The organism is Paracoccus acridae (assembly GCF_014642735.1).
Lineage (GTDB): Bacteria > Pseudomonadota > Alphaproteobacteria > Rhodobacterales > Rhodobacteraceae > Paracoccus > Paracoccus acridae.
In genome coordinates this window covers 129465-152570 of sequence record NZ_BMIV01000001.1, presented here as the reverse complement: position 1 = coordinate 152570, position 23106 = coordinate 129465, and the positions used below count along the sequence as shown (strand labels likewise).

Sequence of the window (23106 nt, the reverse complement as noted above, 5' to 3'; positions counted from 1 at the left end):
CTCTCCTTTCAAGGGTGCCGGGGGATCAGCCCGGCAGCACGACGAAGATCAGCCACAGCACCACGGGCGCCACCACGGTGACGATGGCGCCATAGTTCAGCAGCTTGCGGAAGAAGGCCTGCTTGTCCACGCCATGCGCATTCGCCAGCACCAGGGCGCCATTGGTGGAAAACGGGCTGACATCGACGATGGTGGACGCAACCGCCATCCCGGCGATGAAGCCGACGGCGCCCACGCCGCTTTCCCCTTGCAGGAACGGCACCGCCAGCGGGATCAGCGACCCCAGGACCGCGGTCGAGGATGCGAAGGCCGACACCACCGCGCCGATGAAGAACAGCATCAGCGCCGCCAGCAGGGGCGAGGCCATGCCGGCCACGCTGTCGCCCACGAAGTCGATGGTGCCCATCTCCTGCAGCACCGCGACATAGGTGGAGACACCCGTGATCAGCATGATTTCCGGCCAGGCGACCTGCGCCATGGCACGCTTCTGCATGGTCGGGTTCCACAGCGCCAGCGCCAGCCCGATGCTGAGCGCGACAAAGCCGATGTCCAGGTTGAAGGCCAGCACCAGGATCGCCAGCAGGACAAGGCCCAGCAGCGTGAAGATCTGATAGGGCGTGCCGTCGGGCTGGTTGCCTTCCTCGACCTCGGCCACCAGGCGGTTGGAATCGCCGCCCGCCTCCTGGCTCACGCGCTTGGTGAGGGCTTGCGCCTCGCTGTCACCGAAGATCTGCGGGCCGGTGGCGGCGCGGGCGATTTCCACATGCGGGACAGGCATGGCCTCGATGGTGTCGCGGGCGGTCATCAGCGCCCGCCCGCCCAGGACCATGAACAGGATCGCCGCCACCGCCGCGTTGACGAAGAAGCTTGCCGCAAAGGTCGTCAGCGGCGACAAGGGCAAGCCTGCCTCCTGAACCACGCCGTTGGTGATGCCGCCATAGATGCTGATGGGCGAAAAGCCCCCGGCCTGCGCGCCATGGACGACCATCAGGCCCATCAGCAGCGGGTTGATATGGTATCGGAAGGCAAAGCCCAGCGCGATGGGCGCCACGATCGCCACCGCGCCGGGGCTGACTGCGCCCACGGCGGTCAGCAGCGCGGAAATGCCGAACATGATCCAGGGGATCGCCCCGATGCGGCCCTTGACCGCGCGCACCGCCATGCGCACCAGCCAGTCGATCGTGCCGTTGTTCTGCGCCAGGGCGAACAGCCAGGTGATGCCCACCAGGGTCAGGAACAGCCCGCTGGGAAAGCCCCCAAGGATGTCCTTGGTCGTCTGCGCGGCCAGCAGCGTGCCGACCAGAAAGGCCCCGACAAAGGCCAGAACGCCCATGTTGATCGGCCAGATGGTCGCCACGACGAACATCAGGACCAGGGCATAGATGGAAATCAGATGTGGTGTCATGCGGTTCTCCCCTTCCTGCATGAACTTGGGGATCCGCCTCCACACGAATCCTCGGATTAACGACGTTATACGCCCACGCCGATGTGATGTATATAACAGAATGGGTGATGAATGTTTCAGGCTTGTTTGCTAGGCTGGACCGGCAAGGAGGCAAGTCTTGACCAGCGTTCCCAACACCCTGCGCATCAGGCGCGCCCTGGAAGACGCCATCGTGGCAGGCCGATACCTGCCCGGCACCCGCCTTGACCCCGAGGCGCTGGAGCAGGAATTCGACTGTTCCCGCACCCCCATCCGCGAGGCGTTCCAGCAGCTTGAAGCATCGGGGCTGGTGCGCGTCATGCCCAAGCGCGGCACCTTCGTCAGCCAGTGGTCGCCCGAGGAACTGGCCGAACGCTTCGAGGTCATGGCCGAGATCGAGGCAAGCTGCGGCCGCCTGGCCGCCCGCCGCATCACCCAGGCGGAACTGGACGCCTTCCAGGGGGTCCACGACGATTGCCGCCGCCTGGCCGAGGCGGGCGAGGTCGAGGCCTATTACGCGCGCAATTCGGAATTCCACCACTGCATCTATCGCGCCACGCACAACGCCTTCCTGGTGCAAGAAGCCGCGCGGCTGCATGCCATGCTTCAACCCTATCGGCGGATGCAGTTGCAGGTCCGAAACCGCATGGGGCGGTCGTTTGCGGAACACGACGCCATCGTGACGGCGATCCGGGATGGTGACGGTGACGGCGCGGCACGGGCCTTGCACGATCACGTCATCGTGCAGGGGGACCGCTTCCATGACCTGATCGCCGCCATGCGCCGGACACTGGCCTGAGGTTGCCTAGGGGCGGCGGCGCCGGACCAGCGCGAACAGGATCGGCGCGCCCGTCAGGACCAGGATCACCCGCGTGATGTGGTGGACCACCACGAAGCTGAGATCGGCCCCCGCGATCAGCGCCAGCATGGACATTTCCGCCTGCCCGCCCGGCATGAAGGCCAGGAACCCCTCGACCGGCGGGGCAAGGCCGGTCAGGGTCACGAATTCCGTCACCGCGCCCGCGATCACCGCCAGGATCAGGACGAAGACCGCGCCACCCGCCACCGTTTCCCGCAACTCGCGCAGCGTGACGCCGACATAGCTGGTGCCGATGCCGATGCCGATCAGGAACTGCGCGGCCAGCAGCGCCTCGCGCGGGGGGCGCATGTGCAGGACGCCCGCCAGCGACAGCGCCATAGCCAGGATCAGCGGGCCAAGGATCGCCGCGCCGAACAGGCCAAGGCGTTCCGCGACCTTCCAGCCGATCAGGGCGGCAGCCGCCATGACCGCCAGTTCGGACAGGGGGATGTCGGCTGCGGGCCGACCCACCGGGTGCGTCAGTTCAACACCGTAAACCGATACCAGCACCAGCGGCCCGACAACCATGATGACCAGCAGCCGCGTGACATGGACAAGCGAGACCTGGCGGATGTTGGCGCCTGCCTCGGCCCCGAAGATGGTCATGTCGGCCGCGCCGCCCGGCATCGCGGCATAAAAGGCCGTCACCAGATCGAAGCCGCAGAAGCGGCGGAAGAACGGCACGCCCACCAGGCCGATCGCCGCGACATAGACGGGGATGATCGCGACCGAGGCCAGCATCGACGGCAGTTGCGCCACAAGCGCGGGCGTCACCGAGGCGCCGATGGCCACGCCCAGCACGGACCGTGCCGCGACCGACATCTGCCCCAGCCCCGCCAGCCGCGCGCCCAGCAGGGCGGCGGCAAGCGACGCGATCATCGGTCCGAACAGGAAGGGCAGCGGCAGGTGCAGCAGCCAGAACAGCGCCACGCCCGCGGCGCCGATCAGCACGGTGGCCGCTTGCCGCCCGCGCAACCCTTCGGCCATTCAGACCTCGTCCCGGCCCGATGCCAGGATGCAGATCAGCGTGATCACCGATGCCGCCAGCATGTAATAGCCGACATGGGCCAGGCCATAGGTCTGCTGCAACCAGGTTGCGGCATAGGGTGCCAGCGAGGCCCCGAAGATCCCCGCGAAGTTGAAGGTGATCGACGCCCCCGTGTAGCGCACCCGCGTCGGGAAGGGCGCGGCCAGGGCGGCGCCGATGACGCCATAGGTCAGGCCCATCAGGAACATGCCCAGGGTCACGAACAGGTAAAGCCCGCCCTGCCCCCCGCCCATCAGCGGCGCCAGGAAGAACGAGAAGATGCCGATCAGCACCGTGACGACGACCAGGAACGGACGGCGTCCGACCGCATCCGCGACCTTGCCCGCCATCGGGATCGCAAGCCCGAAGATCACCGAGCCATAGATCTGCATCAGCAGCGCGTCCATGAAGGTGACCTGGCGCACCTTGACGTTATAGGACAGAAGCCAGGCCGAGCAGATATAGAACAGCACGAATGTCACAAGCGCGACAAAGGTGCCCAGGACCAGGCTGCGCTTGTGGTTGCGGAACAGTTCCACGACCGGGACGGACACCCGCTGGTCGCGCTTGACGGCCTCGGCGAATTCCGGGGTCTCGGTGATGGACAGGCGAACCCACAGGCCCAGCACGATCAGGATGATCGAGGCCAGGAAGGGCAGCCGCCAGCCCCAGGCCAGCAGGTCTTCCTGCGACATGAAGTGAAGCAGCACCCAGAAGAAGCCCGACGACAGGAACAGCCCGACCGGGGCGCCAAGCTGGGGGAACATGCCATACCAGCTTCGCTTGCCCTCCGGGGCGTTCTCGGTCGCCAGCAGGACCGCCCCGCCCCATTCGCCGCCCAGGCCGAAGCCCTGCCCGAACCGGCACAGGGCCAGAAGCGCGGGCGCCGCGACGCCGATCTGGGCATAGGTCGGCAGCAGGCCGATGATGACGGTGGACACCCCCATGGTCAGCAGCGCCGCGACCAGCGTGGCCTTGCGGCCGATGCGGTCGCCGAAATGGCCGAAGACGATGGCGCCGAAGGGACGCGCGAAGAAGGCGATGGAAAACGTGGCGAAGGATGCCAGCAACGCGGTGGTCGCGTCCTCGGCCGGGAAGAACAGGGTCGGGAAGACCAGCACGGCAGCCGTCGCATAGACGTAGAAATCGAAGAATTCGATCGTCGTGCCGATCAGGCTGGCCAGCAGCACCCGTGCAGGAGAGTTGACGGGCGTGCCGCGCGCCGTGGCGGGCGCAGTGATGGTCTGATCAGTCATGGTTCATCGTCCGCTTGTCAGGGAAAGGCCAGCATCGCGGAAGATGCCGGACGGGCTGCGCTAACCCAAATGCTGCGGAAAGAGAATGCCGAACGTCCCGAAAGTTGCGCAAACATGGCAGGGTTGCGGCCAGGGATTACCTAACCGCCCTGTCACCTGCCCTGCCGTTCGGCCTCGGCCAGCTTTTGCAGGATGTCGCCCACCTGATAGGGCTTGCCGACGATGGGGATGGCCCCGAAGCCCTGGGGCAGGCCGATCCCCCCGCCATAGCCGGTGGCAAAGACGAAGGGGATGGCACGGTCGCGCAGGACTTCGGCCACGGGCAGCGAATCCTCGTCCGCCAGGTTCACGTCCAGAACCGCCAGATCAGGCGCGTCGCTGTCGATCATCGCCAGGGCGGCCTGGACCGTGGCGGCACGTCCCGTGACCTGCAAACCGTGGTCCTGCAATTCGCTTTCCAGGGCCATGGCGATCAAGGTCTGATCCTCGACCAGCAGGACGCGCCGTCCGGTCAGGGCCGAGGCGGGGGCAGCCTGGACGGCAGGGGCAGCCTGGACCGCGGGGCGCAGGGATGGTGCAGGACCGGGATCGGCAGGGTGCAGGAAATCCGCGGGCAGCATGAAGGCGGCGGCGATCCCTTGCGGGCGATAGGCGATCCGCGCCTCGCCCCCCAGATCGAAGGGCAGCGATTGCTCGATCAGCGCGGAACCGAAGCCTGTCCGTTCCGGGGGCGTCACCCCGTGCAGCCCGTCCTCGGTCCAGCGGATGCGGCAATGGCCGTCCGCGTCGATGCGCCAGTCCACCGACAGATGGCCGCCGGGCTGCGACAGGGCGCCGTACTTGGCGGCATTGGTCGCCATCTCGTGGAAGATCAGCGCCATGACGGAAAAGGCCCGCCCGTCCAGGACCACGGCCGGCCCGTCCATCCGGATCGGCTTGCCGTCGTCCGCATAGGGGCCAAGTTCCGCCCCCAGCAGGTCGTGCAGCATCCCGCCCTGGTCGTCGCGGATCACCTGGTCATGGGCAAAGGCAAGGGCCTGGATGCGCCCGCGCAGGGCATTGGCGTAATCCGCCAGGGCTTCGCCGTCCTTGGGCTTGCGGCTGACAAGCGACTGGATCACCGCCAGGATGTTCTTGACCCGGTGGTTCAGTTCCTGGTTCAGCACCCGCTGGCGGACGGCGGCACGGGTACGCTCGTCTGCCAGAAGCTCGTTGTTGAACAGCAGCACCTCGACCACGGCGATGCGCAGCGCCTCGGCAAAGCGGCGGTCGCTTTCGGACCAGGGGTGGCTTCGGTCGCGAACGGTTTCCTTCCAGATGGCAAAGCTTTTGCGCGGCGTCAGCCGGTCGCCGAACTTGCCGGTGACATAGGTCTTGTTCGGATCGCCCGCCCAGTCCAGCGTCTGGACGGCCTCCTTGCGGAAATAGAACAGGAAATCGCGCGGGCGCCGCGACAGCGGCACGACCATCAGCCCCGCGATCCCGGCCGCCGACGCATCCACCGGCACCAGCCCGGCCAGGTTGTCGGTCGAGAAGACCTGGCCCTCGGGCAGGCTTTCGGCCAGGGCCAGGATCGGGGCGATGTGGCGTTCGGCGGGCGCATGGCCAAGCGCCGTCCAGCAGCCGTCCAGCCACATCCCGATGCCGTCCGCGGGGATCAGCTTTGCCAGCTCCGGCAGGCGGGCATGGAGGGCGGCGGTCGCATCCTCGTTCTTGCGGGCATCGACCAACAGGTCGTCAAGCGCGCTGCGGGCGGCCAGCTCGGCTTCTCGGGTCTGGCGGCGGGTCAGGGCGTCCAGATGCATCGAGAAGAACTCGCCCACCATTTCGGCGGCGGCGCGGTCGGCCATGGTCAGGATCTTGGGCGAATAATGGTGGCAGGCGATCAGCCCCCACAAGGCGCCGTCGATGATGATCGAGACCGACATGGATGCGGACACACCCATGTTGCGCAGGTATTCGCAATGGATCGGAGACACGCTTCGCAGATGGGCATAGGACAGGTCCAGCGGCTCGTCCTGGGAATCGCCGGCCCAGATCGGCACCGGCACGAAGGACGCGTCGCCGATCACCCGGATGGGATTGCGCAGATACAGGGCCCGTGCCTGCTGGGGGATGTCGCCGGCGGGAAAATACTGGCCGCGGAAGCTTTCATGTTCGTCCAGCTTGGCTTCGGCCACCACCTTGCCTGCGCCGTCCTCGCCCAGTTGATAGACCATCACCCGGTCGTATCCCAACTGTGCCTGCATCAGCATCGCCGCCTGCTGGATCAGCCGTTCGGCGTCGCTCATGACGCGCAGCCGTTCGATGACGGTCCGCGACAGGCTGATGATCGTGCCCAACCGCTCGGACGCCGGTTCGAATTCGATGATCGTGCGGCCCTTGAAGCGGTGGATGGTGGCATCCAGCGTCCGCCCGTTCACGGTCATGCCGAAGATCAGCGATGGACGGGGGCTTCGTCCCGACACGGCAAGGGCGTTCAGCAGCCGATGCACGTTTTCCGACCCCAGCACCTCGGTCAGCGGCTGGTCCAGTGGTGCCTGGGCCAGGTTCAGAAGGGCGGCGGCATTGTCCGAATGATACAGGACGACCCGGCCCGCATTGTCGCAGCCCAGCAGGCAGCCATGGGGCTGGATGCTGCCGGGGATATGGATCGGCTCTCGATCGCAATTCGTCAGGTCGATGGGCTTGCCGACCAGGGACGCGTCGGATGCGGTGTTTTCGTTCATGTCGCAGACTTGACGCCATAGGCGCAGAGCGCAACCCCAAATACGGCCCGCGCTGCCGCAAGGGCAGGCGCTGCGGGAAGGTCGGCGCGCTCCATCCAGTCCAGGAACTGCCGCCAGCGATGCGGCGATTCGGTCTGCGCCGCCAGGTGGCGCGCGCCATGGACCGAGGTGAAGCCAAGATCCGCCGCGCGCCGTGCCAGCAGCCGCGCACCCAGGGCGGACCCCTCCAGCACATAGCGGGCGGCGGCCTGCGCGGCGGGGCCTGCCAGCACCGGCGCATGGGGAAGCGCGGGGCGGGGCTGGTCCAGATCGGCCAGGTCCTGCGCGATCACCGGGGCCAGCCGCTGCAACGGCCAGTCCTCGCCGGTCAGCGCGGGTTCGACGGCCGCGCGAAAGGCATAGCTGCCGGACAGGAATGCGCGATAGGCACCGTCGTCGGCAAATGTGCCGACCGCCTGATCCAGACGATCATGCAGGTCACGCGTCCCGGTCATCAGAACGCGGCGCAGGGAATCGTCCTTGGTCATGAAGCACCGGCTTTCCAGTTGTCCCCCTGACATACCTGCCCTTGCCGGAATGTCGCAATAGCTGACCTTACCGGCGCGTTAACAAATGACAACGGGTTTCGGTTCAATAGCCCTTGTCGCGATCCACCAGATACAGCACCGGCTGCCCCGACATCGCGCGGCGCAGGTTTTCCACGGCAACGGGGGCGGCGGTTTCCACCCGCGTCTCGGCGGCGATATGGGGGGTGACGGTGACGCGGGGATGGGACCAGAAGGGATGGTCGCGGGGCAGCGGCTCGGCGCGGAACACGTCCAGCACGGCGTGACCCAGATGGCCGCTGTCCAGCGCGGCCAAGACCGCCTCGTCATCCAGGACCGTGCCGCGCCCCGGATTGATCAGCCAGGCCCCCTGCGGCAGCCGCGCCAGCCGATCGGCATCCAGAAGCCCGCGCGTCTGCGGCGTGTCGGGCAGCAGGGCGATCAGGATCTCGGCCGCAGCCAAGGCCCGGTCCAGGTCGTCGGGACCAAAGACCCGCACCCCCGGCACCGGTCGGCCCGACGCGCTGAAACCCGACACCGGAAAGCCGATGCCGTCCAGCATGGCGGCCACGCTGCGGCCCAGTTCGCCCATGCCCAGGATCGTCACCTGCCGGTCGCAGGCCAAGGGCGGGGTCAGGCCGTTTCGCCATTCGCCGTCCTGCGCATAGCGGTCCATCCCCAGATGCGCGCGCAAGGCCCAGCCGGTGCAATATTCCGCCATGCCGCGTGCCAGCCCAGGATCGACCATCCGCGCCAGGGGCTGGGTCAGCGTCGGATTGGTCACGATGCGTTCGACCCCGGCCCACAGGCTTTGCACCAGCCGCGCGTTGACGAAGGGCGACAGGTCGTCCAGGGACCCGCCCGGCGCAAAGATGATGGCGTCGATGCGGGCCGGATCGACGGCATCGTCGGCGCGGACCAGCTCCATCTCGGGCGCAAGGCGCATCAGGGCGGGCGCCCAGGCGGGCCACAGCGCATCGGGGGCGGCGAACAGGACGCGCATCGTCATCGCGGCCTGTGGACATGGGCGGCCTGCACCAGCCCGAAGCCCAGCATCAGGATCATAAGCGACGTCCCGCCATAGCTGACCAGCGGCAGGGGCGACCCCTTGGCGGGCAGCAGCCCCATCACCGTGGCCATGTTGATCGAGAAATACAGAAAGAACGTCCCGCTGATGCCCACCGTGATCAGCGCGGCGAAGCGGTCGCGGTTCGTCAGCGCCGAATACAGGCAAAAGCCGATGATCAGCGTGTACAGCGCCAGAAGCGACATGGCGCCGACAAAGCCGAACTCCTCGGCCAGGACGGTGAAGATGAAGTCGGTGTGCTTTTCGGGCAGGAAGTTCAGCCGCGACTGCGTGCCCTGCATGAAGCCCCGCCCCGACCAGCCGCCCGACCCTAGGGCGATCTGGCTCTGGATGATGTTGTAGCCCGCGCCCAGGGGATCGGCGGTCGGGTCCAGGAAGGTGTCGATGCGGCGGAACTGGTAATCCTTCAGAAGCTGCCAGTCCGTGCCCCGGCTTTCCAGCACCGCCACGACCAGCCCCACGGCGGCCGCGATCACCACGCCGAAATACCACAAGGACACGCCCGCCGCGAACATCACGATGCCGCCCCCCGCCACCAGCATGATCGATGTGCCCAGGTCCGGCTGGATCAGCACCAGACCCGTGGGCGCCAGGATCAGCACCACCGGGATCAGCACCCACAGGGGCCGCGACACCCGCCGCGCGGGCAGCCAGTCGTAATAGGCCGCCAGCAGCAGCACGAGCGCGATCTTCATCAGCTCGGACGGTTGCAGGCGGATCGGGCCGATGTCGATCCAGCGCTGCGCGCCCATGCCGATGGTGCCCACCAGCTCCACCGCGATCAGCAGCAGGAAGCAGCAGACATAGGCGGGGACCGAGATGCCGCGCCAGAACCACATCGGCACGAAGGCCAGCGCGATCATGATGACCATGCCGGCGGCAAAGCGGTACATCTGCGGCTCGGCCCAGGTGTCCACGCGGCCCCCCGCGACGGACACCAGCATCAGAAAGCCGATGCTGGCCACGGCGGCGATCAGGAAGACCAGCGGCCAGTTCAGATGCAGGATCTTGCGGATGCCGGTGGGCGTCTGGGCGACCTTGTAGTCGAGATAGGACATGGCGTCAGGCCCGCGTCAGCCGGGGCGCCTCGGGCGCGAACAGGTGCATGGCGTCGTGACGTTCCTTCATCGCGGCGCGCTGATCGTCGGGCACGGCGTCCAGCGGCGGCAACCCGCCGTTCAGCGCGAACAACAGGATGTCGCGGGCAACGGGCGCCGCCACCGCCGATCCGCCGCCGCCATGTTCGACGACCACCGAAACGGCATAGCGCGGCGCCTCATACGGCGCATAACAGACGAACAGCGCATGGTCGCGGCGGTTCCAAGGCAACTGGTCGTTCGACACCACGCCCCGCGCGCGTTCGGCGGCGGTGATGTTGCGGACCTGGCTGGTGCCGGTCTTGCCCGCCATGCGCCAGCCTTCGCGGATGATGCGCGAGCGCCGGGCGGTGCCGCTGGCGGAATTCATCACCTCGTCCATGCCCAGGCGGGCCACGCGCAGGAAGGCCGGGTTCAGCCCCATGTCCGGGAACTCGGGAACCGGCTGGGCCACCCCGTCAATGGCGCGGACCAGCCGCGGCCTGATCTCCAACCCGGTGGCGATGCGCGCGGTCATCACCGCCAGCTGCAGGGGCGAGGCCAGCACATAGCCCTGCCCGATGGATGCATTCAGGCTGTCGCCCACCTGCCAGGACTGGCCGTGGCGGGCCTGCTTCCAGGCGCGGTCGGGGGCAATGCCCTCGGCCACGGCGGACATGGGCAGGTCGTGTCGCTGGCCCAGGCCCAGCCTGCGGGCCATGGCGGCGATGCGGTCGATGCCCACCTTCTGGGCCAGTTCATAATAATAGACGTCGCAGCTGTGCGACAGGCTGGTGACGGCGTCCACGCTGCCATGCCCGCCCCGCCGCCAGCAATGGAACCGCCGTCCGCCGACCTCGGTATGGCCGGGGCAATAAAAGCGCGTTCCGGCATTGATGACCCCGGCCTCCAGCCCGGCCATCAGGGTGACCATCTTGAAGGTCGATCCCGGAGGATAGACCCCCTGCACCGTCTTGTCGGCAAGCGGGCGGTGGTCATGGTTCATCAGCGCCTTGTAGTCCGAAGACGAGATCCCGCGCACGAACTTGTTCGGATCGAAGGACGGGGACGAACAGATCGTCACGATATCCCCCGTCTGGCAGTCCATCACCACGGCGGCGGCGCTTTCGGTGCCCATGCGCTGGGCCGCATAGTTCTGCAACTGCGCGTCGATGGTCATCTGCACGGTCGCGCCCTGATCGCCTTCCTGGCGGGACAGTTGGCGCATCTCGCGGCCGGCGCTGTTTACCTCGACCCGGCGCTGACCGGCCTTGCCGCGCAGGACGTCCTCCATCCGCGCCTCGAAGCCGACCTTGCCCAATTGGAATTCCGGCAGCATCAGGACGGGATCAGGATCCTCGATCTTGGACAGGTCGTAATCGGACACGGGACCCACATAGCCCAGCACATGCGCCAGATCGCCCGCACGGGGATAGACGCGCGACAGCCCGGATTCCGGCGTGACCCCGGCCAGCGACGGCGCGTTGACGGCGATGGAACTGAATTGTTCCCAGGTCAGGCGGTCGGCCAGGACGATGGGCGTGACGGCGCTGCGCTTGGCGAATTCGTCCAGAAGCTCGGCCATGCGGGCGTCGCTGATGGGGATCAGGCGGGCCAGCCTTCGCAGCACGGGTTCGACATCGCCGCCCGCCTCCTCTCGCGCCAGCGTCACGCGATAGTTCTGTTCGTTGCCGGCGATCACGATGCCGTTGCGGTCGTGGATCAGGCCGCGCGCGGGCACCAGCAGGCGGATCTTGATGGAATTGCCGTCGGCCAGCATCCGGTATTGCTCGGCCTGCTCGACCTGCATCGACCGCAGCTTCAGCGCCAGGGTGGTGACCACGCCCAACTGGATTCCCGCCAGCATCAGGCCCCGCCGCGTGATGCTGCGGCCATCCGTGTCGCCGGGGCGGGGGGGTTTGGTCATCGCGCGGCCCTCATCTGCTCGACCTCGATATCGGTGATGCGGCGCAGGCCCAGCAGCGCGCGCGCGCCCAGCACCACCAGGGGATAGGCAGCGATGGTGGCGATGTAGTGCAGGATCACCAGACCCAAGGCCGGAACCGGCATCATGAACAGCACCTGCACGATACGATAGCCCAGCATCATGGCGCCGATCAGCACCGCGATGCGCAGCCATTCAACCATGAATGGCGCATCCCGCCAACGGGCCTCACGCAAGCGTGCGGCCTCGGTCCCCATCAGGATGATGGCGGGCCACAGCCCCAGGGGATTGAGCAGGATGATGTCCTGGACGACAAAGGCCAGCACGATCGCCAGGGCCGTCAGCTGGTCGGGACGGCGCAGCACCCAGGCCAGCACCAGGCAAAGACCCAGGTCGGGGCCGGGCAGGCGCGCGGCCCCGGCCGACAGCGGCAGCAGACGCAGGAACAGCAGCACCGCCATCGCTGCGCAGAACAGCACCGTGCCGATCAGCACCTGCCGGTTCATCAATCCGTTCCGGCGGCAAGGGGGTCGGACATGGCCGCGGCCTCGACCGGGGATGCGGGGATCTGCGGGCCGATGAAGCCCTGGTCGCCCGGCGTGATGACCGCGCCCGAATCCACCACCGTTTCCGCCGGATGGGACCGCAGCACGCGCAGGAATTCCAGCCGCCCGTAATCGGCGGCCATGCGCAGCCGCATCCGCCCGTCGCTGCCCTGGACGACCTGCCCGGCCAGAAGCCCCGGCGGAAAGACCCCGCCATCGCCCGAGGTGACGACCCGGTCGCCCGGCCGCACATTGTCGGGCATCTCGATGAAGTCCAGGAAAGGCAGCGGCGTGTTGTCGCCCGTCAGCAGCGCCCGTTCGCCGGAGGGCTGGATGGTGACGGGGATGCGAGAAGACGGGTCGGTCAGCAGCACCACCCGGCTGGTCCGCTTGCCCACCCCGGAAATGCGTCCCACAAGACCCAGCCCGTCCATCGTGGCCCAGCCCTCGACGATGCCGTCGTCGGCACCGACGTTCAGCAGCACCGACTGGCGAAAGGCGGACCCGCTGTCCACCATGACCCTGCCCGTGACGCTGGTCAGGGCGGGGTCGATGCGGACGTTGTTCAGCGCCATCAGCTTGGAATTTTCCTGTTCCAGCTGGACGGCGGCTTCCTTCCAGGCCTGCATCTTCTGCAATTCGCGACGCAGTTCCTGGTTCTGTTCATAGATCCGGGCATAGGACTGGAACCCGCCGATCATCTGGCTGACCTGGGTGACGGGCGCCATGGCCCAGTCGAACGAGGGGATCACGCGGTCGATGATGGCGACACGCATCCGTTCGGCGCGCGGGCTGTCGATGCGCCAGAACAGGAACAGCGCGATCAGCACAAGCGCCAGCAGCGCGATCAGCACGCGCCGGACGGGGGTGGTGAAATCTGGACGCTTGCGTGCCATTCAGGCAGCCCCCGACAGGTCGGCCCCTCAGCTGTCGTAGTCGATGACGTGGCGCAGTTGCTTTTCGTATTCCAGCGCCTTGCCGGTGCCCAGGGCGACGCAGTTCATCGGCTGGTCGGCCAGCGTGATCGACAGGCCCGTCTGCTCGCGCAGCGCAAGATCCAGGTCGCCCAGCATCGCCCCGCCGCCGGTCAGGATCACGCCCCGGTCCACGATATCGGCGGCCAGATCTGGGGGCGTGGCTTCCAGCGCGACCATCACGGCCTCGCAGATGGCCTGCATGGGTTCGGCCAGGGCTTCGGCGACCATGGCCTGGCTGATCTCGATCTCCTTGGGGATGCCGTTCAGCAGGTCGCGGCCGCGCACCATGATCGTGGCGCCCCGCCCGTCGTCGGGCATCCGGGCGGTGCCGATGCTGGTCTTGACGCGCTCGGCGGTGGATTCGCCGATCAGCATGTTCTGGTTGCGGCGCAGGTAATTGATGATCGCCTCGTCCATGCGGTCGCCGCCGATGCGGACGGACCGGGCATAAACCACGTCGCCCAGCGACAGGACCGCGACCTCGGTCGTGCCGCCGCCGATGTCCACGACCATGCTGCCGGTGGGTTCGGTGATGGGCATCCCCGCCCCGATGGCCGCCGCGATCGGTTCGGCGATCAGCCCAGCCCTGCGGGCGCCCGCCGACAGAACCGACTGGCGGATCGCGCGCTTTTCAACCGGGGTTGCGCCATGGGGCACGCAGACGATGACCTTGGGCTTGGAAAAGCCGCTGCGCTTGAACACCTTCTTGATGAAGTGCTTGATCATCTGCTCGGCGCTGTCGAAATCGGCGATGACGCCTTCGCGCATCGGCCGGATCGCCTCGATGGAACCGGGGGTGCGGCCCAGCATCAGTTTCGCGTCCTCGCCCACGGCCAGGACCTGCCGCTTGCCGTCCTTGACGTGATAGGCCACGACCGAGGGCTCGTTCAGGATGATGCCCTTGCCCTTGACATAGATCAGCGTGTTCGCCGTCCCGAGGTCGATTGCGATGTCGGTCGAAAACAAACCGCCGAATGCCATGCCCGTATCCTTTCGCGCCGGTTTCACCGGCTGTCCCCATTCTTGCCCGTCGCCAAGCGCCATCGCCGCGCGGATTCGCCTGCACGGCGGTGCCCCCATATAGAAGCCCGGGGCGCGGCGGGAAAGCCCTGTTCCCGTGATGCGCGATTGCCTGCAGGCAGCATCGAAGAAGACGGGCGCATGAAAAAGGCGCCACGCAGGTCGCGGGCGCCTTTCGACGGATTGGGGGCGGGGGATCAGCGCTTCTTGCGACGGCGCAGGACCGCCAGGGCCGCAAGGCCCCCGGGCAGCAGCGCCGCACCGGCGGGCAGCGGAACCGGGGCGGGCTGAGGTTCGGGCAGGCTCAAGGCATTGCCCGGAACCGAGATGTTGTAGTTCAGGCTGCCATGCGTCCCGTAAAGCGACAGGTACAGCACGCCGCCGAAATCGTCGCCGAGATTCAGCGAATAGGTGAAGTCCTTCGTGCGGTTCCAGTGCTGGATGTTCACCGACCCGAACTGGGTTCCTTCCCATGCGCTGTATTGGGGCGCGGAGGTCTTGTAATAAAGGCTGCCCCCGGCCGAGAAGGACCAGTCCGTGTCCCCGATCGGCTTCATGGGCGAGAAGCTGAGCGTCACGGTCTGCGCGCCCTTCTTCAACGAGGTGAAGGACAGCATGTCATAGTCGTTCTGACCGTTCCAGCTGCCCGAGATCGTGTCGATCCCCGCTGCCACCACCGTCGGATTCTTCCAGTCACCCGAAAATGCGTCCGCACCGGTGCCTTCGTGCAGCGTGGCGGCCCCAGCCGCACCAGCCATTGTCACGGCCAAAGCCGCAGCGAGACGAAAAACCCGCATCACAAACCTCGTGAACATGCGCCAAACAGACGCAAACCATTGAAAAAAGGCAAAACTATACCTGCCCTGCCGAACCCGTCCGCATTGCCGCGACCGTCGATCCGGGCAATGCCGATGTCGCATCGATTGACGTGTCCGTCAACGAGGCAGAACACGCATTGCGGGTGTCTTTTCGGGCAGGTTGCCGCAATCGGACACGGCACCTAATCGGAATGAAGGGCGGAGGCCACTCCTCCGCCCGTACGGCCTAGTGCGAATACATGCTGATTTCCTTGCCGTCCCTGCCCGCCCGCGTGCGGCGCACGATCAGGTGGTTCAGGGCGCCAACATAGGCCTTGACGGATGCCAGGATCGTGTCGGTATCGGCGGCCTGGCCGTTCACGATGCGGCCCTCCTCCTCCATCCGCACGGACACGGTGGCCTGGGCGTCGGTGCCCTCGGTCACGGCATGGACCTGATACAGCTTCAGCGTGGCGTTATGCGGGAAGATCTGCTTGACCGCGTTGAAGCAGGCATCGACCGGGCCGTCGCCGGTGGCGTGGACGGTCTTTTCCTGTCCGTCCACGATCATCGTCAGGTCGGCCGATTGCCCGTCGCTGCCGCAGACGACGCGCAGGTGCTTGACCTGCAGGTGGTCGTCGCCGGTATTGGCCGTGGCGTCCTGGACCAGGGCCACGATATCCTCGTCATAGACCTCTTTCTTGCGGTCGGCCAAGGCCTTGAACCGCACGAAGATGTCCTTCAACTGGTTGTCGCCCACGTCATAGCCCAGGTCGGACAGCTTGGCGCGCAGCGCGGCGCGGCCGGAATGCTTGCCCATGGCGATGTTGGTTTCGTTAAGCCCGATATCGGCGGGGCGCATGATCTCGAAGGTCTCGACATTCTTCAGCACGCCGTCCTGGTGGATGCCGGATTCGTGCAGGAAGGCGTTCTTGCCGACGATGGCCTTGTTGAACTGCACCGGAAAGCCCGAGACCTGCGCCACCCGGCGCGAGATGCCCATGATCTTCGTGGTGTCGATGCCGGTGGTGAAGGGCATGATGTCGTGGCGCACCTTCAGGGCCATCACGACCTCTTCCAGCGCGGTGTTGCCGGCGCGTTCGCCCAGGCCGTTGATGGTGCATTCGATCTGGCGCGCGCCTGCCTCGACCGCAGCCAGGGCGTTGGCGGTCGCCATGCCCAGGTCGTTGTGGCAATGGGTGGCGAAGACCACCGTGTCGGCGCCCGGCACGCGTTCCAGCAACATGCGGATCAGCGCGGCCGATTCGCGCGGCGCGGTATAGCCCACGGTGTCGGGGATGTTGATCGTGGTGGCGCCCGCCTTGATGGCGATTTCGACCACGCGGCACAGATAGTCGTGTTCGGTGCGGGTCGCGTCCATGGGCGACCACTGCACATCGTCGCACAGGTTGCGGGCGTGGGTCACCGTCTGTTCGATGCGCTCGGCCATCTGGTCCATGTCCAGGTTCGGAATGGCCCGGTGCAGCGGCGAGGTGCCGATGAAGGTATGGATGCGCGGGCGGCGGGCGTGGCGCACGGCCTCCCAGCAGCGGTCGATATCGGGCAGTTGCGCGCGGGCCAGGCCGCAGATCACGCTGTTCTTGGACTGCTTCGCGATCTCGCTGACGGCGGCGAAATCGCCTTCCGAGGCGATCGGGAAGCCTGCCTCGATGATGTCCACGCCCATCTCGTCCAGCATGGAGGCGATTTCCAGCTTTTCCTCGTGGGACATGGTGGCACCGGGCGACTGTTCGCCGTCGCGCAGGGTAGTGTCGAAGATGACGACGCGGTTCTTGTCGGTCATGGGATGTGCTTTCTTACGGAGGTTCTGTCGCTGGGTTTGCCCGGGCACGTCCTGGCTGAGCGGCGGCCCGGAGACCCGCTCAGCGCAGCGTAAGAAGCAGCAGACCGCGGAGGTTCACGGCCAGACGCGCGCCATGGGGCGCGGTCGGGGCAACGGGAATGTCCAGCATCCGGGTCATGGCCGGGACTATGCCGCCGGAAACCCGCGATGAAAAGAGGGAATTGCGGAAATGGCGGCCGCCCTGCCCATGCTGCCGCCCTGCAGGGCGCAGGGGGCGGGGTGAAATCCCCCGCCGCGCCCCTGGCCCCTGCCGCCCGGTCACAGGAACCGGCGCAGCCGGAAGGCCAGCGGAAAGGCGATGCGGGTGGCCACCTGGGTCAGCACGAAGGCGATCGGCCAGGCCATGGCGAATTGCCCGGGCCAGGCGTAAAGCCATTCCCGCGTCAATCCCAGGCCAACTGCCGACATGACGCCGGACATCGAAAAGGCCATCAGGCAGGTGATGATGATTTGGGCGATGATAAGGGTCTTCTTGTCCATGTTCGTCCGGATGCGATGCGGCACTGCTTGAACGGACAAAAAGGCCCCGGACATGACAGCACCATGGTTGCGATGGTGCCGTGGGTTCGTGGCGGGCACGACTTGATCCTGCCAAGGCAGGGACCGGAATAACCGAACCGGTCTCGAATCTTTTCGACAAGGGGGGATTAGGATGCGATGACCCCCAGGTCAAGGCAGGTTCAGGCTGCCCCCCCTGGCAGGCGTCAGTTCGTCCACCGCACCTTCGTCAGGTCATTGGCCTGGGTGGGCGCGTTTTCCCACAAGCCCTCGATCCGGGCGTCCGCCACGCCCGTCTTGGCAAGCTGGAACAGGAAGGCGTTGACGTGATCGTTCGCGATCATCTCCTGCGCCTGCCGGTACAGGTCGCCGCGCTGCTGCGGCGTCACCGCCGCCTGCAACCGGTCCATCAGCGCGACGAATTCGGGCTTGGCATAGCCGAAGTAATAATCCGGCCGGGCATAGATATCGATGTCCAGGGGCTCGGTATGGCTGATGATGGTCAGGTCGAAATCCCCGCCCTTGAAGACGGTTTCCAGCCATTGCGCCCATTCCATGTTGGCGATCTGGGTCTGGATGCCCACGGCGGCCAGTTGCGCCTGCACGATCTCTCCGCCGCGCCGGGCATAGGGCGTGGGCGGCAAGGCCAGACGCAGGGTGACGGGGCCGGTGCCCGCCTCGGCCAGCAGGGCCCTGGCCTTTTCGGGATCATGACCGGACAGGCCGGTCAGATCGACGTAATCGGGATGGTGGGGCGCGAAATGGCTGCCGATGGGGGTGCCGTATCCGAACATCGCGCCGTCGATGATGTCCTGGCGGTTGATCGCGTGCGCGATGGCCTGGCGGACCCGGATGTCGTCCAGGGGCGCGCGGGCGTTGTTCATCGCCAGGATCGTCTCGCCCTCGGTCGTGCCGACGATGACCTTGAAGCGGGGATCGGCCTGCAACTGGGGCAGCGTCTCGGGCGCGGGGAAGTTCGGGAAGGCGTCCACGTCGCCCGCCATCATCGCCGCGAAGGCGGCCGAGGGATCGGGGATGAAGCGGAAGGTCGCGGTTTGCAGCGCAGGCCTGTCGCCCCAGTATCCATCAAAGGCAGACAGCACGATCCTGTCTCCCTGCACCCACTGGTCCAGCCGGAAGGGACCCGTGCCGACCGGGTTCGTGGCAAGGCCGTCAGCGCTTGCCGGATCCAGCATCACCGCGTCGCCCCAGGCCATCTTGAAGGGAAAGTTCCCGTCCGGCGCCGTCAGGGTGATGCGGACGGTCAGGGGATCGACGGCCTCGACGGCTTCGATCCCCTGGAACAGGGCCTTCTGGGCATTGGTCGAATCCGGCGCCCGCGCGCGGTCCAGCGTGAAGACCACGTCGCTGGCATCAAAGGCGGCGCCGTCGTGGAAGGTCACGCCGTTCCGCAGATGAAAGACATAGACGCGGCCGTCCTGATCCACGTCCCAGCCTTCGGCCAGGCCGGGTTCGATGGCGCCGTTCGGGCCGAAGCGGGTCAGCCCCTCGAAGACATTGGCATAGACCACCTCGTCGGTCGCAGCCGCCGCCCCGCCGGTGGGATCCAGATTGGGGGGTTCAAGCACCATGCCCAGGGTGATGGCGTCCTGGGCGCTTGCCGGCAGGGCCAGAAGCACCAGGGCGGCCAGCGGTTTCAGGGCATGGATCATGGGCGTCCCCCTTGGGCGCGTTCGGGCATCAACTGCTGCGCGGCCCCCGCCAGCATCAGCCAGAGCGAGGTGATCACCAGCCCCCAGTTGGCCCAGCTGTCGGGGTGGAAATCGACCCAGGCGGCGCGGGCGGCAAAGACGCACCACAGGATCGCGATGGGCAGCGATATGGCCCGCCAGCGTTCGGTGCGCACCGGGTGGATGAACTTGATCGGCAGGAACATCCCCACCGTCAGGGCGGCAACGATCAGCAGGATCACCGTCCAGTGCGGATCGGTCGCGAACAGCACCAGAACCACCATGTTCCAGCAGCCCGGAAAGCCGGAAAAGGAATTGTCCCGGGTCTTCATGCGGGTGTCGGACCAATAGATCACGCTGCCATAGACGATGGCGATGATCGCCAGCCAGCCGGTCCAGCCCGACAGCAGCCCCGACTTGAACAGCGCATAGGCCGGGATGAAGGCATAGGTCAGATAATCGATGATCAGATCCATCAGCACGCCGTCATAGTTCGGCGAATGGATCTTGACGTCGTATTTGCGCGCCAGGGGACCGTCGATGCCGTCAACCACAAGGGCCACGACCAGCCACAGGAACATCAGCGCCCATTTCTCCTCGACCGCGGCCAGCATGGCCAGCATCGAAAGCACGGCGCCGGTGGCGGTCAGCAGGTGGACGGACAGGGCTTTGTGTTGCGTCTTCATGGTCCGGTTCTGGCAGCTTGGGGGCGATCACGCAACCGTGCTTGGCCGATCAGCGCAGGATCGGCGGACCTTTCGGGCGCGGCGGGGCGGCAGGCGCTTCGGGCTGGGAAAGGTCGAAGCGCAGGACCTGCGGGGGCAGCGCGGCATCGGTGAAGCTGACATCCACGCCGCCGGGCTGTTCCGGCAGAAAGGCCAGCGCCTCGGCCAAGGCCTTGGCGATGGCGGGCTGATGGGCCGGATCGGCGCCTGCGACCAGGACGACATGGCCGTCGCCCGTGCCCGCAAGCGCCGCACCCGCGATCAGACCGCGCATGTCGCCCAGCCGTTCGGCCAGGGGCTGCGCCAGGGCTTCGATCACGGCAGGCGCGGGCGCGGTCAGGCGCAACCGGGCATCGGTGGCTTGGGGCGCGGCGGACAGCGCGCCGGTCAGCCAGTCCAGCATCGCCGCGTCCAGCAGCATCTCCGACGGCAGGCCTGGATTGACCAGCAGGCCCGCGTTTTCGGATTTCAGAAGGCCCGCCAGCACCCGCCCCGGCATCGCCGCATAGGCCACGGGGCCGCCGAAAAAGCCCGCCAGCCGATCCTCGGTATCGCAGGCAAGCGCGACGGAGCCGGTTTCCAGCGGGAAGATGCGCAGTTCGACCTGATCGCCCTGGGGTTCCGCCACCAGGGCCACGGCCAGTTCCGTATCCGCCAGCCGCGACAGCATCCGCGCCCGCTGCGGGGCGTCGGCGTCGTGGAAGGGAACCGGGGCAAGATCGTCAAGCGCGGTCATGGCGGAGCCTTTCGCAGCGGCAAGGGGAACGCCCCTGCCCTAATCGCGCCGCGCCCCCCGGACAAGCCCAAGCTGACGCAACCGTGATTCCGCCGCAACCGCAGGGCGCCGCATATAGGGCAGATGAACCGACGCACCCTTCTGCTGACCGCCAGCCTGTCGCCGCTGCTTGCCGCGCCTGCCCTGGCGCAATCCCGCCTGACGCCGATCCTTGACGGCGCCGAACGGCTGGAAAACCTGCGCGCCGTCGCCGTCTGGTCGGGCGGGACCGAGGTCGCGGCCCGCGGCTATGGCCGCTTCACCCCGGACAGCCCGACGAACATCAAGTCGGCCTCAAAGTCAATCATCTCGGCCCTGGCCGGGATCGCGATCGAACGCGGCCTGCTGGAAGGCCCCGGCCAGCCCATCGCGCCGATCCTGCGCGACCAATTGCCCGCCGATCCCGATCCGCGGCTGGCAACCGTGACGCTGGGCCACCTTCTGTCCATGCAGGCGGGGCTGGAGCGCCAGTCGGGCGCGAATTACGGGGCCTGGGTCAGCAGCCGCAACTGGGTGCGTGCCGCCCTGGCCGCGCCCTTCACGCAGGATCCGGGCGGGCGGATGCAATATTCCACGGCATCCACGCATCTGGTGTCCGCCATCCTGACACGGGTGACGGGGCGATCCACGCTGGATCTGGCACGCGACTGGCTGGATCCGGTGCCGGGCTTTCGCATCACCGATTGGGAACGCGACCCGCAGGGCATCTATCTGGGCGGCAACCAGATGGCGATGAGCACGCGGTCCCTGCTGGCCTTCGGCGCGATGTATGCCAGCGGCGGCCAGGCGGGCGGGCGGCAGGTCGTGCCCGCCGGATGGGTCGAAGAAAGCTGGCGGACGCGCACCGCCTCGATCTTCAGCGGGCAGGGTTACGGCTATGGCTGGTTCATCGGCCAGGCCAGCGGGCGTCCCGTCAGATACGGCTGGGGCTATGGCGGGCAGATGATCTATGTCTTTCCCGCGACGGGGCGCCAGCCTGCGGCTGCCATCGCCATGACCTCGGATCCCGACCAGCCGTCCGCGCGGACGGGATACCGCAACGACCTGCACATGCTGGCCGACCGGATCGTGCAGACGCTGTAGGGTGCGTGCTGGCACGCACCGCACCCGCAGCCGTCAGTCGATGAAATCGCCCGCCTGGAAATTGCCCAGGTTGCCCAGAAGCTGCCCGATCAGCGAGATTTCGGTCACGCTGCCCTCGGTCACGCGGCGCGACAGGGTGACGACCCGACCCCGTTCCAGCCCGAAGCGTTCGACATTGGTGACGACGCCGCTGGGCGCGAAGGACACGGCCACGACCTCTCGGCTGATCTCGCGCGGTTCCAGCGCGCCGAAATGACGCCAGCGGGATCCGACGTAATACCAGCCCGACCCCGTCAGCAGGCCCTGGGCGGACGGGCGGCCGATCAGGCCCTGCAATTCGTCCACGGTGGTCTGGCCCACGACCACCTGGGACAGATCCTCGGGCGCGGGGATGAAGCCGTGGTTGCGATAAACCGGCGCGCAGGCCGCAAGGCCAAGAAGGGCCACGAAAGCCAGAACCATTAGATGCCGGATGGCTGTCATTCCGTCTTTCCCTTGCAAGGCGCTGTTGACGCGGCCCGCCCGGCTTAGCAAACTCGGGCACCGCGCTCAAGAATGACAATCCCGTCGGGGATTTGGCGCCGCCTGCCGGTGCGGAACCCCGACCGACAGCAGACAAAGGCCCGCCATGACCGCCCCCGCCAACCAGCCCGCCCACCAGCCGGAACGCCTGCGCGTGGCGCATCTGAACCCGCGCGCGCCGACGCCCTTTTCGCTGGTGCCCGATGCGGAACGCTGTGCCGCCATTGCCACCGAACTAGGCATCCCTGCCCTGTCGCGCCTGTCCTTCGCCGGGGAAATCCGCGCCGAAGCGGGCGAGGCCTGGGTGCTGACCGGCCGACTGCGCGCCCGTGTCACGCAGCCCTGCGTCGTCACGCTGAAGCCCGTCAAGACCGCCCTGGACGAAGAGGTCGAGCGTCACTATTCTCCCCATATCTCCACCCCCGAAGGGGACGAGGTGGAGATGCCCGACGACACGCTGGAACCCTTGGGCCAGTTCATCGACCTGGGCGCCGTGATGATCGAGGAACTGGCCCTAGCCCTGCCCGAATATCCGCGCGCCGAAGGTGTCGCGTTCGAAGCGGCGCCGGACGAGGACGCCCCCGATACCCGCCGCCCCTTTGCCGATCTGGACAAGCTGCTGCGCAGCCGCGACACGGACTAGGCGATTCGATCCCGGACCG

At 67.0% G+C, this 23106-nt stretch carries 21 protein-coding genes; 3 read left to right on the top strand and 18 right to left on the bottom strand.

Features of this window, described 5'->3' with window-relative positions; genetic code table 11:
* Positions 1-25 precede the first annotated feature (25 nt).
* Positions 26-1405 carry an SLC13 family permease gene (locus IEX25_RS00760; RefSeq protein ID WP_188713629.1) on the bottom strand — a complete coding sequence of 460 codons (1380 nt, stop codon included), beginning with the start codon at positions 1403-1405 and terminating at the stop codon, positions 26-28.
* Between the two features lie 157 nt (positions 1406-1562).
* Here IEX25_RS00760 and IEX25_RS00755 point away from each other — a divergent pair, with 157 nt between their 5' ends.
* Positions 1563-2222, top strand: a complete 660-nt coding sequence (locus tag IEX25_RS00755) for a GntR family transcriptional regulator (protein WP_188713628.1) — start codon at positions 1563-1565, stop codon at positions 2220-2222.
* 6 nt (positions 2223-2228) lie between these two features.
* On the opposite strand, the gene IEX25_RS00750 is transcribed toward IEX25_RS00755, so the two are convergent.
* The 16 genes from IEX25_RS00750 to IEX25_RS00675 all read right to left on the bottom strand — a co-directional run bounded on the left by IEX25_RS00750 (position 2229) and on the right by IEX25_RS00675 (position 20800).
* The gene (locus tag IEX25_RS00750) at positions 2229-3269 is read right to left on the bottom strand and encodes an AbrB family transcriptional regulator (RefSeq protein WP_188713627.1); all 1041 of its coding nucleotides are present in this window, start codon (positions 3267-3269) and stop codon (positions 2229-2231) included.
* Positions 3270-4565, bottom strand: a complete 1296-nt coding sequence (locus IEX25_RS00745; RefSeq protein ID WP_188713626.1) for an MFS transporter — start codon at positions 4563-4565, stop codon at positions 3270-3272.
* Between the two features lie 152 nt (positions 4566-4717).
* On the bottom strand, positions 4718-7294 hold the full coding sequence (locus IEX25_RS00740; protein WP_229664975.1) for an HWE histidine kinase domain-containing protein: 2577 nt from the start codon (positions 7292-7294) through the stop codon (positions 4718-4720).
* Positions 7291-7821: a biliverdin-producing heme oxygenase gene (locus IEX25_RS00735; protein WP_188713625.1), complete on the bottom strand. Its 531-nt coding sequence runs from the start codon at positions 7819-7821 to the stop codon at positions 7291-7293. Before IEX25_RS00735 ends, IEX25_RS00740 begins: the two co-directional genes overlap by 4 nt.
* Positions 7822-7924: 103 nt before the next feature.
* A complete protein-coding gene (locus IEX25_RS00730; RefSeq protein WP_188713624.1) occupies positions 7925-8848 on the bottom strand; it encodes a 2-hydroxyacid dehydrogenase in 924 nt (307 codons plus the stop codon).
* Entirely contained in the window at positions 8845-9984 is a 1140-nt protein-coding gene (gene rodA / locus IEX25_RS00725; RefSeq protein ID WP_103173445.1) for a rod shape-determining protein RodA, read from the bottom strand. The genes IEX25_RS00730 and rodA overlap by 4 nt, the downstream gene beginning before the upstream one ends.
* A 4-nt stretch (positions 9985-9988) precedes the next feature.
* Positions 9989-11929, bottom strand: coding sequence for a penicillin-binding protein 2 (gene mrdA, locus IEX25_RS00720; protein ID WP_188713623.1), 1941 nt, complete (start codon positions 11927-11929; stop codon positions 9989-9991).
* Positions 11926-12453, bottom strand: a complete 528-nt coding sequence (locus tag IEX25_RS00715) for a rod shape-determining protein MreD (RefSeq protein WP_188713622.1) — start codon at positions 12451-12453, stop codon at positions 11926-11928. The genes mrdA and IEX25_RS00715 overlap by 4 nt, the downstream gene beginning before the upstream one ends.
* The gene (mreC, locus tag IEX25_RS00710; RefSeq protein WP_188713621.1) at positions 12453-13388 is read right to left on the bottom strand and encodes a rod shape-determining protein MreC; all 936 of its coding nucleotides are present in this window, start codon (positions 13386-13388) and stop codon (positions 12453-12455) included. The genes IEX25_RS00715 and mreC overlap by 1 nt, the downstream gene beginning before the upstream one ends.
* Before the next feature lie 27 nt (positions 13389-13415).
* Positions 13416-14450 carry a rod shape-determining protein gene (locus tag IEX25_RS00705; protein WP_103173449.1) on the bottom strand — a complete coding sequence of 345 codons (1035 nt, stop codon included), beginning with the start codon at positions 14448-14450 and terminating at the stop codon, positions 13416-13418.
* Between the two features lie 236 nt (positions 14451-14686).
* A complete protein-coding gene (locus IEX25_RS00700) occupies positions 14687-15286 on the bottom strand; it encodes a VPLPA-CTERM sorting domain-containing protein (protein WP_188713620.1) in 600 nt (199 codons plus the stop codon).
* A 247-nt stretch (positions 15287-15533) separates the two neighbouring features.
* Complete coding sequence (locus IEX25_RS00695) at positions 15534-17090, bottom strand: 2-isopropylmalate synthase (protein WP_188713619.1); 1557 nt, start codon at positions 17088-17090, stop codon at positions 15534-15536.
* A gap of 318 nt (positions 17091-17408) precedes the next feature.
* Entirely contained in the window at positions 17409-17630 is a 222-nt protein-coding gene (locus IEX25_RS00690) for a DUF2798 domain-containing protein (protein ID WP_103173452.1), read from the bottom strand.
* 224 nt (positions 17631-17854) lie between these two features.
* Positions 17855-19321: an ABC transporter substrate-binding protein gene (locus tag IEX25_RS00685; protein WP_188713618.1), complete on the bottom strand. Its 1467-nt coding sequence runs from the start codon at positions 19319-19321 to the stop codon at positions 17855-17857.
* Positions 19318-20025 carry a CDP-alcohol phosphatidyltransferase family protein gene (locus tag IEX25_RS00680; RefSeq protein ID WP_103173454.1) on the bottom strand — a complete coding sequence of 236 codons (708 nt, stop codon included), beginning with the start codon at positions 20023-20025 and terminating at the stop codon, positions 19318-19320. Before IEX25_RS00680 ends, IEX25_RS00685 begins: the two co-directional genes overlap by 4 nt.
* A 49-nt stretch (positions 20026-20074) precedes the next feature.
* Positions 20075-20800: an SseB family protein gene (locus IEX25_RS00675; protein WP_188713617.1), complete on the bottom strand. Its 726-nt coding sequence runs from the start codon at positions 20798-20800 to the stop codon at positions 20075-20077.
* A 123-nt stretch (positions 20801-20923) separates the two neighbouring features.
* On the opposite strand from IEX25_RS00675, the gene IEX25_RS00670 reads away from it, so the two are divergent.
* Positions 20924-21922 carry a serine hydrolase domain-containing protein gene (locus IEX25_RS00670; RefSeq protein ID WP_188713616.1) on the top strand — a complete coding sequence of 333 codons (999 nt, stop codon included), beginning with the start codon at positions 20924-20926 and terminating at the stop codon, positions 21920-21922.
* Between the two features lie 33 nt (positions 21923-21955).
* Here the strand turns inward: IEX25_RS00670 and IEX25_RS00665 are convergent, their stop codons facing one another.
* Complete coding sequence (locus tag IEX25_RS00665) at positions 21956-22405, bottom strand: outer membrane protein assembly factor BamE (protein ID WP_103173457.1); 450 nt, start codon at positions 22403-22405, stop codon at positions 21956-21958.
* Between the two features lie 145 nt (positions 22406-22550).
* On the opposite strand from IEX25_RS00665, the gene IEX25_RS00660 reads away from it, so the two are divergent.
* Positions 22551-23087: a YceD family protein gene (locus IEX25_RS00660; RefSeq protein WP_188713615.1), complete on the top strand. Its 537-nt coding sequence runs from the start codon at positions 22551-22553 to the stop codon at positions 23085-23087.
* The last annotated feature ends 19 nt before the right edge of the window (positions 23088-23106 follow it).